This window comes from Helicobacter felis ATCC 49179, from assembly GCF_000200595.1.
Lineage (GTDB): Bacteria > Campylobacterota > Campylobacteria > Campylobacterales > Helicobacteraceae > Helicobacter > Helicobacter felis.
The window spans coordinates 1-12,953 of record NC_014810.2 but is presented as its reverse complement, the minus strand read 5'-3'; the positions used below and the strand labels follow the sequence as shown (position 1 = coordinate 12,953).

Below are 12,953 nucleotides of genomic sequence, written 5' to 3'. Positions count from 1 at the left end.
GTGGTTACCGTTCTTACAAACCTATAAAACCGCATAAAATCCTATAAAATCCTATCAATAGAAAAAAAACAAGGGCGCCATGTCTTGGGTGATGGCTATTTGACATACTCTCCCATAACTAAAGTTAGGGGATTCTAACTTTAGTGGAGATCGCGGCTCCAAGCAGGACAGCTCCGTTTGGAGTCTTACGTTCCCTATTCCAAAGGTTGATGCCCCAACCCCAAGGGTATTACCCCTTGATTGCACAAATATTAACATAAGCCTCCCGCAATACTTCTTATTGTGCTGGCATTGCGAAAGTGTCGGTTAAAAAGTCTAGGGTTTCAGGGGACTTAAAAGCCTCTTGGATTTGCTTAATTTGCTCTGAAATCCAGCCTTGCGTATGGATTTGCGCATTGGGGGCTAAAGAGGCATTTACAGGGCGTTCAGTGCGCCTTAAAGGCACATTGAAGGCCTTTTGTAGGGCCCCTAAATCCACCTCAAGGCCCATCTCATAAAGGGCTTTATAGACGCGCGCTTGGTACTCTTCATCGATTTCAGTATTGGTGTCTAAAATCAGCTCAAAGGGGGGCACATTTTCAAAATACAGCCCTAAGGCCTCTTTGAGCGCATCATTGATGCCCTCTAGCAAAATCTTAGCGTCAAATTCGAGCATGTAGCGTGTCATGTTCTCATGCACCACGCCTAAAGCCTGCGTGCCCTTAGACACGGCATTAGAACTTAACACCTGCCCGCTCACCACTTTGCTAATGCATTCATCACAATAACGCAAGAAATCCAAGAAGACGCCCCGATCCACATTCCCATTTAAAAGCTCTAAAGTGTCTTCTTTATTGAAGATGCCCACAGAACTTGCGCGCAAGTCCTCTAAATTATCTAAGAGCTTTTCTAATTCTTTATCATCCTCAAAGCCTTCACTTTTGAGCACAAGCGGGGGGATGCTCAAATTCTCCAAATAAGTCATGTATTTTTGCATGGCTAAGAATTTGAGCGCGGCAATGGAGAGCACGCGATAGCACACAGAGTTATAAAGGTCCATGTTACCCACTTTGAGCACATCACTACGCTCCTCTAAGAACACCTGTTGCCCCTCAGAATACACAAAAACGCGCCTCTGCGGCGTTTTAGCATCGTAGTTGAGATATTGCGCGCTGATGGGCTGATAATCTAGCCCCCCTTTAGCATAGCCCTTGATAAAATACGCACAGCCATAAAAAAGCGCTTCGGTGGCGTTGTAAAGAAAGCTATGCCAGCCGTGTTTTTGGATATTTTTAAAGGCCTCTTGTGCGCGCGCATCTTCACACTCTAGCACTAAAGGCAAGCGCGCGAGCAAAATACGCCTTTTGTGCACTTCCGCGCTCACTTGGGGGTCAAAGCGCAGAAAATAACGCCCCACCTTGACAATCTCCTCAAAACGCTCTGAGTTTAGGGCGTTTTTGATCATCTCATAGCTAAGCTGTGGGGGGATAAAATGGGGGGTGGAAAGCTTTAACATGCTTTCAAATTAGCGCATCTTGAGGGCCATTTTTGCGCTTTTGCAAAAATTCATGTTGATATTGCTAAAATGAGACATGACGCGCAAACAAAAGGCTTACCGCTTAAAATTGCTAAAAAAAATCCATGCCCACCCTGTGCACAAGCAAATTAAACGCGATGGAGGATGGCAAGAATGGCTAGCAGAGCGTTTTAATGTGGAGAGTTCTAAGTTTTTGAGCATCGATGCGCTCTTAGATGTGTTGGCCTTGCTAGATGGAGTGTGCCCTGCCTTTTTCACCCCTGTGGATGCGCTAGGTCCTAGCCAAAACCAAATCCAAGCGGTGTTAGATTTAAAAGAATCTTTGCGCTGGAATTTGGCGCGCTTGGAGGGTTTTGCCTTGCACACGTGCAAAAAACCCCTGAAAGACCTGAGCAAAAGCGACACCACCAAGTTAATTTTAGGGCTTAACAAAGTGTTGCGCGCACAACAAGCCCGCTTGGATAAAATGTACCACCCTCTTAATAACCCGCACTATGCCCCATGCCAAGAGCCATTTTAAAATTTGAGCATTTTAAATCTTTGGGCTTTGAGGAGCTATGCGCGCAATATGGCGGGCAGAGAGTGCGCTTAAAACTTAGCCTAGTGCCAAAGCAAACAACGCGCTCTTTGAGGGGAGGGCCAAAAGCGCCCCGCCCCCCACAAAAGCAATCTGAGGATTAAAAACAACCCCCCCCTGCTGCATTTTAAAGCCAAAAGACACAGAATAAGATTTATCTTTGTAGCGCGCAATTTGGCGCTCAGTATGCCCATCACGCACACGCAAAGAATAATAACCCAGCGCATCTAGGCCAAGCACAAGCATGAGGCTCAAAGTGCGCGGGACAAAGGAGCAGGAGAGAAAAAATGGTTGCAAGTCTTGGCGCGTTGTGCTAGCTAGATGCATCACAGGAATGGGATTATCTGCTAATTTTTCCACCTCCACTCTTTTAATTTCTAATAGGGCGTTGAGCTTTTCTAATTGTTGGAGAAATTCCCCCCTTTTGGCCAAAGGGGTGTGCGCGTCTAAAATAATCATGTCAACTACTTCCAAAAACATACACAAACATAGCCGTTTGGTTTTTAGATAATTCGCTCTCTGTTGATAAAGTCATTTAGATTCCTTTGCAACTAGAGTCTTGCTTGACGCAGTAGCCAAGCGGTAGCTATCAGTCCGTCTTAACAAGATAGCTTTGACTTTCTCATAAGACATAAACCTAGAGATTTCTGTATCAAAGTATCTAGCTAAGATGTTTCTAGCAGCATTATAGTCTGCCTGCACCACTTCCCCGTTCTCCCGATAAAAGTAATCGCCCTTGCGTTGACCTAATAACAAGCCACCACTAAAGCTGTCGCTTTGCGAAGTGTATGCGGGATTGACTAAATGCAGTGTAGAACCTCTACACTCAGAAACGCATTTTAAAGCACTAGCAATGATGCCTTTAACCCAAGTATTTAACCTCCTATTAATGGTTTTAGATTGAGATTTTTTAGAAAACTTATAAGTCAAGTCCTCACAAACAATAATCTTAGCCTTATTGACAACCTGATGACAAGCTGTGTAGATTTTAGTTTTTACCATAGACTTCTGTTGAGAATCACGCCGGTTAAGTTTCTTTCTACCTAGATTATTCTTTAGAATTAGGTTTTCTAAAACACCATTTCTAATAATAAGTCTTAGTGTTCCTGTAGGGGCATAGTCCATTGTAGTATTTAGAGGAATTTTAACCCGCTTATTTTTAATCAAGGAAGGAATAGATAACCATGCTTGAGAGTTTAGCCCAAAGACAGAATAATCATCACTGCGGACAATGATTTGGTTATAGACCTTATTCTTACCGTGCTTAAAAGCCTTACGCATTAATCGGTGCAGAAAAGAATCCTCTATCCAAGTATCTTTTTTAAGTTTAATAAAAGCTTCTTTTCTTTCTTTGTCTGTTGGATAATGGTTAAAGATAGCTTTATGGACACTACTTTTAGCCGCTTCTTTATAAAGTTTAATATCGCTAAAACAATCCCGTAAAGTCTCTTTCCAAGCATTAGCAGAAACTTTAAAATCTCGTCTTTGAGAAACCCATAAATTCCTGATTTCTCTATCCGTTTTGCCTAAACCTTTGAGTGCACCGTATTCTTGCCAGATAGCAGAACGCAAAACTCCTAATCTTTTAGCTTGGAGTTTAAGCTGTTCTAGCTTCCCTAAGTTGAGATATTTAGCATAAAGCACTCTAGTTACTAACATTATTCAGTTTCCAAGATAGCCGTTTTAAGTTCTTTACTATATTTTCTCAGACCATAAAGCCTAGAAGAAAAACAATGAACAATAGAAAGTAAATAATCTTTCCATTTGTTCTTTTGTTTAGGTCTTTCAGAGTTTTGCTGATTGGCGATGTCCATTTCTAAAATCTCCACCTCATAGCTTGCATGCGGTGTATTATACTAACTAATACTTTAGGTCAACTCCTGCAGCTCTAAATCAATATGCGCGCGTTTGGTGTCATTAAAGTTCACATCAACACTCTTGATGAGCCCAAAAAGACGCAAACACTCCAGCGCGTCTGAAAGCTCTAAGATAGAAGGGATGCTTTTATGGCGTACCAATATCTCAAGGATGTTATCCAAGTTCTCTAACAAAACCAAGATCGTGAATTTATAAGATTTGCGATAAACCCCGGGCTTGATTTTAGTTAGTCCGGTGTGTTCGTCCACCTCTACTTTGGAGAAATCCTCCACACTCAGCGCGCCCTTGTATAGAGTCGTGCCCAGTTCTACCAACTCCCCGCAGAAAAACACCCCCAAACTCACCGGCACATCTGACTTAAGCACCCTTTCCCCTCCAAAGGCATAAACCCTTATCCCCTCTGCTTCTGCAAGGGTTTTAGTCTCTTGGGCGGTGTTTTTAAGCACCACTTCATAGATCGCAGGGCCTACGTGGGGGAAAAGATAACTGCCCTCTTTGGCTATTGAGCGTTTGAAAAAGTAACTTCTATAGTCTGTTTCTTCCTGCTTGCCTACGATCTCCTCTTTGAGCAAAGAACCCTTAGTATCATATAAGCGCACTTCTAAGGTGTTGCACACAAAATTAGTCAGATACAAGCATCCAGCAGAGCGCACTTTTAAGCGCATATCTTGCCCTAAGGGCATGGTGCTTAAAGAATTGGGCGCGCTATCAAAGGCGCGCATGGTGTTGTCTGCCCCAATTTGCCTAAAATCGCTCTCTAAATTAGGTTTTTCACTCTGCTTGATGCACTCAAACAGGGTGTTGCCCTCTTTGACAATTTGCCCGACTTCATAACGCCACAGAGGGTTAAATTCAGGCGTGTCCTCTTGCAGAGAGCTCTCTAAAATCTCAATATCTGATCGTAAAAGTATGCGCATGCCAGATTTTTAGCACAAAAAAGCGCGTGGCGTTGCGAAAGTTACGCCCACTTAACATAATAAGTGGGCTTGTCTTTATAAAAATAGCCACATCTCCTACGAGCAACTTTTCTCTGTATTTACACGGGCATGTTGTTTTTTGTAGAGTTTGAGCGCGCGGATGTATTGGGGCTGGTTGAGCCCTAAGCGCACGCACAAAGAAAGCCCATTTTGGCCATTGTAGAGCTCAATAAACTTGGCGATTTTGGCGCGGACATTGGGGCGGGGAATGTAGAGCTCTTTGCCCCTTAAGAGGGCTTGAACTTGCTCAAAACTCCCGCTACAAAGGCTTTCATAGAGCTCAGGGGTTAGGGCTAAATGACGGCTCATTGCACGCTGATACTAAAATTACAGGTGGTGAGCTTTTCTACGCCTAAATCCTGCAGGACTTCCTCCTCTAAATTGCCCAGTGCCTTTAAAATTAAGCTCTCTTTGACTTGGATGCAGTGATTTAGCCCCATTTCTTTGAGTGTTTCAATCACAAGCCCCTCCATTTCTTTATCCACAACTACCTTGGTGCTCTTGGTGAATTTGAGCACGCCCTCAGGCAGCACCATTTGTTTTTTGCCGTTGAAATCGGCGATGTGCTCGCGCGCGTGCTCTTCAATCCTCCCTTTAAGTTGCTCAATTTTTTCATTGAGTTCTTCAATTTCTGCGCTCAAATGTAGGCGTGTTTCCACTTTGAACTGCTTTGAAAGCTCCAATTTTTTAAGACTTTTAAGTTGTTCGCTGATAAACTCTTTATCCATTGTCTTTTTCTCCTAGTCTGCGGATTTTGCGGTTTAAAATCATGAGCATGCGGTTGCACAAGTTGTCCCATTTCAAGTATTCGGCCTGTTCCATGCGGGTAGCTTTGGCCCCTTTGGCATCTTCTTGAGAAACACAGAGGCGAATTGCCTTATCTAATTGGCTGATGCGCTTGGCGTTTTTAGCCTGCTCTTCTAAGAAGATAACTTTTATCATCTGCAACTCCATCACTAATCCGTAATTCATTGTTCTCCTTGTGTTAAATTTAAGGCCCTAGCCTTAAGCAAACCCCCAAAGGGGGCTTAATAAAGCTAGTAGCTGATCGTGCGCTCTAGGGTGTTGACCTGCGCGCCATCGCTTTTGCGCACCACAAACTGCCCGCAAGGGCTCAATTTGTAGTTATGCGCGCTGTAAAAAAAGCCATCTGCGCTCTTGTAATAGATTCGTGGGGCTCTTTTGGGCTTTTTAAGCAAGAGTTTGAAGATCATGAAACGCTCCTTTGTGTTTCTTGGTTGTAGATTCGCTTTGCGTATTCCCAAGTGGCTAGTTGCTGTAAGTCTCTGAGTTCTTTGGGCCGGAATTTCTTTTGTAAGTAATTCAGACGCTGCAACACTTTAAATTGGGCATGCGCGGCGTTAATCCCCCCTAAGCTAGATTCTTGCAAGATACGCCACAAGACCAAGTGGGCGAATAAATAGCGTGCTTCCTCTTGCTTGCCTATGCGCGTGATTTGCAGCGCGAAAAAGGCCTCACGGCTTCCAAAATAACGCTTGATAAAGTAATTGAGCATCTTAGCTGTGTTCATGCGCGCGCCCTAATCCAAAATAGACATAGAGGCGACAACTTGGATACTTTGGTCCAAATCTCCCCCATTAATTTGAGCAAAACGAGTCGCCATTTTGTAAATTTTGCACGCACGGCGCAAGTTGTTGGTGATAGCTTGCAAAGGCGCGCCCAAATCTCCAAAGAGGAGATTAAAGTCTGCCTTAGAAGGCGCGCCAAACTCGTATTTGAGAGAAATACGGCTATAAAGTTGCAAAAGCTCCCCATTTTTCCCCTTGAGATTTTTGAGCAACTGGGGCGTGCCACAGAGCACCATAGGGGTGTTGGTAAAATCTTGCAGGCGGCGCAGAGCTTCTAGGCTGGAAGTTTTGAGGTGTTCGGCCTCATCCACGAGCAAAATACTCTCGCGCTCGCCCAATCGTTTAGACAAATTTAAGATGGTTTGGGCTACACTTTTGGCCGGACTTGCTCCCAAAAGTTCACAAAGGCCTTTTAAAAAGTCCTTATTGCTCACCTCTGGGACAACCTCCAACAAAACGCTCTGTGGGGTCTTTTGAGCGTAAGCCTTCAAGCTTTCACTTTTGCCACTTCCTGCTTGTCCATAAAGCAGGCAGGACTCTTGGCACACCACCGCTTGATCAATAATGAAATGCGCGTTTTTAAAGTTTTCTAGGGGTTTAATCCCAAATTGAGCGATCTCATGCCTTTGTGTGGCGTTGGTGCGGTAGCTGAGCATAAAATCCTGCAAACTTTTTTCTAGCTGGCTGACATCTTTGGCCTTGTAAGTGCCCTTGATGTAACTTGAGATGAGCGCGGGGCTTTTGTTGATGCTGCGCGCTACTTGGGCTTGAGAGAGCCCAAACTCAGAAATAAAGGCCTCTAATTCTTTTCCTAAATGCATTTAATGCCCTTTCTTCAATAAAATGTTTAAAACCATTCAATACCCGTTAAATGCGCGTTTAACGCGTTTAATAGGCGGGGTCGCAAGCCCCCTAAAAACCCAAATCTACTTTTTCCTTTCCTTGTTAAAATTTGCCCCGCTCTTGCACGCTAGAGCATAGGCAAGGCTTGTAAAAGCCCTGCATATGGCCTAGTCACTCATAACCTGCCGCCTTTCTGATTTGTTCTAGGGTTTGTTTGATTTTTTCTTGTTTGCTCATCGCCTCTTGGAGGGGTTTTTTCTGCTCGACTCTTTGGGCTAGAATTTCACCCACCTTTTTCTTTCTGTGCGCGCTGGCTTTAATTCTGGCATCTGTGATGGATTTTAAGAACGGATTGACCTGAGTTTTTAAATAATGCGACTTGGTTTTTCTAAATTCCTCTAAATCCATGCACTCTGCGCCCAAATGCGTAGAGTTAGCCACTCCAATAAACTCCTTATTAGGGGTGTAAAGGCTGACTTGAGCGGGGTCATCAGGGTTTTCAACCACAACCACGCTATCGCCTATGGCGCATTTTTCCCAGATTTGCGCGCTGGTGTAGGTTTGGTTGTTAATTTCCACACCAAAGGCGCGCACGGTGCGGGTGTGCGATTTGCCCAAAGTGCTATAAATCTTGGCCAACTCATCAGCGCTAGGAATGAGCGGGGCGTGGGCGGTGTAGTTGTTATATTGCTGGGCTAGAGTGTGCTCGATGATGTATTGGAGCTCGTCCTCAAAAAGTAGCTCATCCTCATTGATTCGTGTGGCTTTCCCGCTTAGGGTGTCTTTTTTGCTCGCGTTTTGGGCTTCGATTTTTTGGCGTTTGCTCACATCATTGCCGATATAGCCGGGGAGCCATTCTAATTTGCTATGCAAGACCCCAAAAAAGCGCTCAATCTTACCTTTTTGGCGGCCTTCATAAGGCGTACACGCCACGCTCTCAATCTTATTGGCTTTCAGAAAGCCTTGATAATGCGCGCTGGCATAATCGCTTCCATTGTCATGGCGGATTTTATCAGGCACGCCCAAGCGTTTAAAGGCGTTGAAAAGCACTTTAAGCTGGGAGGTGCTGGAGTTGGAGTCAATTAATTGGGCAAATGCGCTTCCGCTAAAAGAGTCAATCACCGCGCTTAAGACCTTGCGCGCCACGCGGTAGCCCTTTTTAGCGCTAGGGTCTTTGATTTTCATCATAAAATCGATGCGCGTGCTATCTACTTGCCATTCTGCATTGATGTATTCTTTTTGCTTGACACCCACTGGGTAGCGTTGCAATAACCCGTCTTTGCCCTTTTTTAAAAAGATTTGGATGCGCTTATCCCCCTCAATCAGCCTGCGGGCGTGGTCTACGAACTTGGAGTAATGCGCGCTGAAATGGGGGTTTTTGGCGCGTTCTAATTCTAAATAATAGCGGTAGTATGTGCTATAACAATGATGCCCCCCGCTGCTGCCCAAAGCTAAAATCGCTTCTTTAATCAGTTCTAAATTAAATTTGCGTTTGCTTTCATGTTGTCCGGGTTGTTTGCCCACCTTGCTCTGCAGACCTTCCATGCCCTTTTCTTGATACAAGCGCATCCATTTGAGGATTTTATTGGCCATGTTGGAGACTTGGACATTGCTTTTTTCAAACTCTCCGCGCGCTTCTAAGAGAACACGCACCACCAAAGCCACGGCGAAATGTTGCTGTGTGCCCATTATGAAATTCACGATGCGGTGTTTCTCTTGGGGGGTGTGGATTCTTTTAGTGATGTCAAAATCGCCCATGTTTTTGAGGATATAGGCCCTAACTTCGCGCTCCTCTTGGAGATTTTGCGTGCGCTTGAAGCTGTTGAGGGTAACGCGAGGAGTGGGGACATAAGCGCAGAAATGCCCCTATGGAGATGCTAGCAAGGCAAGGAGGGGCTGGATGATTTCTTAGGAACATATACAGACAACGGATACGGAGATTTTGGTAATGCTACGCTCTTGTATAAGTTAAGGCGTGCATGCTTTGCAAAAGGTAGGCGCAAGTTTCTCAATCTCAATGCACTGCAAGAGGCATGCAAAAAGTATAGCTCAGATTCAGAGCGGGATCACTGCCCTTTTAGTGCCGACTAGAAGAACATGGACAAACAAGGAACAAAATGAAATTTCTCATCTTTTTACTCTTGACATTACTCTTAAATGCCACGGACAATATAGACGAAGAGAGTGTTAATGATGGGTCGTATGAGATTAAAACCATCAAAATCGATTCTTTGTTAATGGATTCTAAGGGCAATGATCTTGTGGATACCAAAGGCCATCCTATTTACTATCCAATCCCCCAACAATTTGTCTTCACCAAAGGCGATATTTCTGACTCTAGGATTTTAAAAGTTAATACAAATCTCACAGATTCTAGGGGGCGTTCCTTTTGGGATAAGGTCTTTGTGGATCATCCTAGGGATTGTCAAAAGCTTTTAGATCTAAACCCAAACGGTACTAAAGAATTGCCCAACTACCCAAACTATAATCTCTATTATAAACCCACTTTGTTAGCAGCTAATCAAGGAGATAGTTTAGATGGTGAGGAGTATATAGAGAGCGCGAGGTTTGGGCGCGTTATAGATGTCAAGGTGAAGGGAGATATTTTTACCATCGTTTATACCAACCTCATAGAAACTCTTAGCGACTTGGGAGGTGATCTGACAAAATCAGAGCGCTTGAGGATTTGGGAGGAAGATGGAGAGATCAATCCTAGTGGTAGCATCACCTATCTTAAATTTTTAGATGACAACACAGCGACCTTTGTTGTGGATGCCAATGGAGCATACACCAATGACTATTATAAAAAGTATCGCCCCATTAAATATTTCACACAAAAAGATGTCCCTAAAGTTTATGTCTGCCCTTACAGCGCAAAAACTCTCTTAGAAGCCATCCAAAAGAGACACCCAGAGTGGAAAAGCGATTCCTCCCCTCACTCACAATAATCATCCAAGTCCTCTCCCACACACAGGATATCCCTCCCATGCCCCTCGTATGCGCGCGCTTTTTTGGTATCTTTTGGCACCCCTAAGCCCTTTTGATACATGCTTGCTAACGATAGATAACAATAGGCATTCCCCATGTCCGCGCATTTTTGGTAGTAATGTGCTGCCTTTTTGTAATCGCGTGGGATATGGGGAGCACTAGGGTCATTTTCATCCTTTTCCCAACCGCCATAAAAATAAATATCGCCAAGCATGCCATAACCATCCTCATCTCCCAAATCTCCCGTCGCTTTTAAATACTCTAAACTCTTGCTAAGCAGTGTCCCTTCCATTTGTGCCAACTTGATATACCCCTGTGCGTCCCCTAACTCCCCTGCCTTTTTGTAATACTCCATCGCCTTATTCTCATCTACATACTTTCCCATGTTGGCGTAGGCGTAGGCATTCCCCATCGCCGCCGCCTTTTGAAAATACGCCACCGCTTTATGCCTATTTTCTAGGATAGTCCCCGTGCTAAGATTGCTGCTCTCATCTTGATAAATCAATCCCAGCTCATTATAGGCTTGGCTATCCCCCTTTACCCCTGCTTTTTCTAGCACCGCTACTGCCTTAAGATAGTATTGCTTGGCTTTTTTAAAGCTACGCTCAAATCTGAAATCGCCCGCAGCATAATAGTAGCCTAGTGTTGTGTAGGCATTAAAGTCGCCCATTTCCCCCGCCTTTTCAAGATAAGACGACCCCTTTTGAAAAATTTTTTGCTTGTATTGGACTTCTTGGGAGTATTGGCTAAAGTCTTTAAGACTGCAAGTATGGTTGTTCCATTGAACTCTAAGATAAAGAAATCCAACTCTTTCATAGATACCTGCCCTCTTTGGGTTCAACTCTAGGGCTTTGTTAGCATATGACAGTGCTTTCTCGCAAGCAAAAGGCTCTCCCTTAGCATTTTTGGCTATTCTGCCATCTGCGACCATGTCTGCTAGCTCAAGATAGGCATCTGCTACCCCCATCTCTCCGGCTTTCTTAAAGTAGTTAAAGGCTTTTTTGCCCTTTATATCCATATTTACATATTGCCCATAGTAATACATCAAGCCCAAATGATAGAACGCCTGCGCCTCTCCTCTTTGTGCCTCCTGTTTGTAAAGTTTAAAAGCTTTGGGGTAGTCTTTCCTCTTATAAGCTACCTCTGCTTGCTCTAAAAGTGTTGCCTGAGCACCCAGCACGCCCACTACTAAAAACACCACGATCATAGACTTCTTTAACATCGCGCCGTTTTTTAGGATTTTAAATTCATCGATATACACAATCCACCCGGTTTCATGGATCTCTCGCCCCTAAGTAACGACTTTGTTACAAATATAATTGACAATGGCGAAAATGCGGGGCAAGGTTACATAATTTTTTTGACAATTCAGATCATCCGTTCTAGTGGGGTGTTAAGACACAAGATTTAGAGGCGTGGATTACCTATTGTAAGGCGCGCGCCCTTGCTTTTTTGGGGGATGCTACCAATGACTATGAAAGCGCCATGGGTTTATATTGGGAAAGTGTTACTCATGTGTGCGTAACCTTGTTGAAGATACTGAGTATTCAGTTTCTATTGTCAAGCCAAAAGTCCCTTTGGCTAAAGCGATGTAATTAAATTTTCCCAAAAACCCCACTCCCTGCCTGTAGTTTCAATATTTAAACAAAGAGGCTAAGGCAGTGTGTCTATAAATCTTCCAACAGCACACCTACAACCCCAAGCCATTGCAACAATACCTAAACTCCTTGCGCCTCATTTCCATCGACAACGCACCCTGTGTGTATCTTAATTCCCAAGATAAACTCCAAGCGTTTAAGTCTAACAACGTGATTTGTTTGGCGTTGCAAAAGAATCTCACAGTGCTTAAAATTGACATCTAGTTCATCTTTTAGAGGTTTGGGAACAAATGAGAGAATGTCTTGATTCACTACTTTAACTTTTTACCTAAGTTTAAAAACTAAATTTGAGGGCTAGCGAGCTGTCATGGTGTAATTTCTCATTAAAACCGCAATTTATGATTAAAAAAGCATCCACACTACTATGCATGTGCGAAACGCTACAAGAATTTTAAACCGTACCATCTGCTTACACATTGTCTATAGAGGAAACCCTCCGCCCTCTTTAGCTTTCGAGATAAGAAAAATTGAGCTTAGAGAATCTTTTAACGCCTCTTGGGCTTTTAACTCCGTGAATTTAGCCTCTATTTGGCTTTGAAGTTGTTTAGTCAAATCCGCGCCCTCAGTTTCTATTAATTTCTCAGCGTGTTTAACAAGAGTATTCCTAGCCAACCCCACAAGGCCCACACTCTCGACCTTAATTTGCTCTGTAGTCTGCATGAGTTCTTGGATTTTGTGATAGAGTTGCATCTTAACTCCTTTTGCGCGCATTCTAAAATTTTCAACACAAAAAGAAAAGGGTTAACTTATAACGATTATCTTACATTCGCACGCGGCGTGGAACTAAAGTAGAGCCCCGCACAACTAAGAAAAGTAAACTAAAATAAGGCAAAAGCTGTCAGCTTTTGCAAACCCAACACATGTTTGTTTTCACGAAAATATAGCGCGCCATAACCCCAAAACCCGCCAAACTAAAGCTTACCCGCG

General features: G+C 43.8%; 15 protein-coding genes and 1 pseudogene. 2 read left to right on the top strand and 14 right to left on the bottom strand.

The features are described from left to right. Positions 1 to 277: 277 nt before the first annotated feature. The gene (locus HFELIS_RS00075) at positions 278 to 1,495 is read right to left on the bottom strand and encodes a phage portal protein family protein (RefSeq protein WP_013468496.1); all 1,218 of its coding nucleotides are present in this window, start codon (positions 1,493 to 1,495) and stop codon (positions 278 to 280) included. Positions 1,496 to 1,571: 76 nt separating this feature from the next. On the opposite strand from HFELIS_RS00075, the gene HFELIS_RS08430 reads away from it, so the two are divergent. After that, the gene (locus HFELIS_RS08430; RefSeq protein WP_013468495.1) at positions 1,572 to 2,036 is read left to right on the top strand and encodes a hypothetical protein; all 465 of its coding nucleotides are present in this window, start codon (positions 1,572 to 1,574) and stop codon (positions 2,034 to 2,036) included. 75 nt (positions 2,037 to 2,111) lie between these two features. Here the strand turns inward: HFELIS_RS08430 and HFELIS_RS00065 are convergent, their stop codons facing one another. From HFELIS_RS00065 to HFELIS_RS00025, 11 genes and pseudogenes are all read right to left on the bottom strand, one after another. Continuing rightward, positions 2,112 to 2,552 (bottom strand): hypothetical protein, encoded by a 441-nt coding sequence (locus HFELIS_RS00065; RefSeq protein ID WP_013468494.1) that lies wholly within the window; start codon positions 2,550 to 2,552, stop codon positions 2,112 to 2,114. Positions 2,553 to 2,624: 72 nt separating this feature from the next. Beyond that, on the bottom strand, positions 2,625 to 3,752 hold the full coding sequence (locus HFELIS_RS00060; RefSeq protein ID WP_013468493.1) for a zinc ribbon domain-containing protein: 1,128 nt from the start codon (positions 3,750 to 3,752) through the stop codon (positions 2,625 to 2,627). Further along, positions 3,752 to 3,844: pseudogene (locus tag HFELIS_RS09620) on the bottom strand (IS607 family transposase); the annotation flags it as partial. The gene HFELIS_RS00060 and the pseudogene HFELIS_RS09620, both read right to left, overlap by 1 nt. Positions 3,845 to 3,961: 117 nt before the next feature. After that, complete coding sequence (locus HFELIS_RS00055; RefSeq protein ID WP_013468491.1) at positions 3,962 to 4,888, bottom strand: hypothetical protein; 927 nt, start codon at positions 4,886 to 4,888, stop codon at positions 3,962 to 3,964. Between the two features lie 96 nt (positions 4,889 to 4,984). After that, positions 4,985 to 5,257 carry a hypothetical protein gene (locus HFELIS_RS00050; RefSeq protein ID WP_013468490.1) on the bottom strand — a complete coding sequence of 91 codons (273 nt, stop codon included), beginning with the start codon at positions 5,255 to 5,257 and terminating at the stop codon, positions 4,985 to 4,987. Continuing rightward, positions 5,254 to 5,676, bottom strand: coding sequence for a host-nuclease inhibitor Gam family protein (locus HFELIS_RS00045; RefSeq protein ID WP_013468489.1), 423 nt, complete (start codon positions 5,674 to 5,676; stop codon positions 5,254 to 5,256). The genes HFELIS_RS00050 and HFELIS_RS00045 overlap by 4 nt, the downstream gene beginning before the upstream one ends. Next, on the bottom strand, positions 5,669 to 5,920 hold the full coding sequence (locus HFELIS_RS00040; protein ID WP_013468488.1) for a hypothetical protein: 252 nt from the start codon (positions 5,918 to 5,920) through the stop codon (positions 5,669 to 5,671). The genes HFELIS_RS00045 and HFELIS_RS00040 overlap by 8 nt, the downstream gene beginning before the upstream one ends. Before the next feature lie 65 nt (positions 5,921 to 5,985). After that, positions 5,986 to 6,162 (bottom strand): hypothetical protein, encoded by a 177-nt coding sequence (locus tag HFELIS_RS08995; RefSeq protein WP_013468487.1) that lies wholly within the window; start codon positions 6,160 to 6,162, stop codon positions 5,986 to 5,988. Next, on the bottom strand, positions 6,159 to 6,479 hold the full coding sequence (locus tag HFELIS_RS00035) for a hypothetical protein (protein ID WP_013468486.1): 321 nt from the start codon (positions 6,477 to 6,479) through the stop codon (positions 6,159 to 6,161). The genes HFELIS_RS08995 and HFELIS_RS00035 overlap by 4 nt, the downstream gene beginning before the upstream one ends. Positions 6,480 to 6,488: 9 nt before the next feature. Further along, positions 6,489 to 7,358: an AAA family ATPase gene (locus HFELIS_RS00030; protein ID WP_013468485.1), complete on the bottom strand. Its 870-nt coding sequence runs from the start codon at positions 7,356 to 7,358 to the stop codon at positions 6,489 to 6,491. A gap of 193 nt (positions 7,359 to 7,551) precedes the next feature. Then, the gene (locus HFELIS_RS00025) at positions 7,552 to 9,138 is read right to left on the bottom strand and encodes a DDE-type integrase/transposase/recombinase (protein WP_041302643.1); all 1,587 of its coding nucleotides are present in this window, start codon (positions 9,136 to 9,138) and stop codon (positions 7,552 to 7,554) included. 359 nt (positions 9,139 to 9,497) lie between these two features. On the opposite strand from HFELIS_RS00025, the gene HFELIS_RS00020 reads away from it, so the two are divergent. Continuing rightward, positions 9,498 to 10,328, top strand: coding sequence for a hypothetical protein (locus HFELIS_RS00020; protein ID WP_041302641.1), 831 nt, complete (start codon positions 9,498 to 9,500; stop codon positions 10,326 to 10,328). Here HFELIS_RS00020 and HFELIS_RS00015 read toward each other — a convergent pair. Both HFELIS_RS00015 and HFELIS_RS00005 read right to left on the bottom strand, forming a co-directional pair. Then, positions 10,316 to 11,629 carry a tetratricopeptide repeat protein gene (locus tag HFELIS_RS00015; protein WP_041302639.1) on the bottom strand — a complete coding sequence of 438 codons (1,314 nt, stop codon included), beginning with the start codon at positions 11,627 to 11,629 and terminating at the stop codon, positions 10,316 to 10,318. The genes HFELIS_RS00020 and HFELIS_RS00015 overlap by 13 nt on opposite strands. A gap of 817 nt (positions 11,630 to 12,446) precedes the next feature. After that, positions 12,447 to 12,716, bottom strand: a complete 270-nt coding sequence (locus HFELIS_RS00005) for a hypothetical protein (RefSeq protein ID WP_041302637.1) — start codon at positions 12,714 to 12,716, stop codon at positions 12,447 to 12,449. Positions 12,717 to 12,953: the final 237 nt, after the last annotated feature.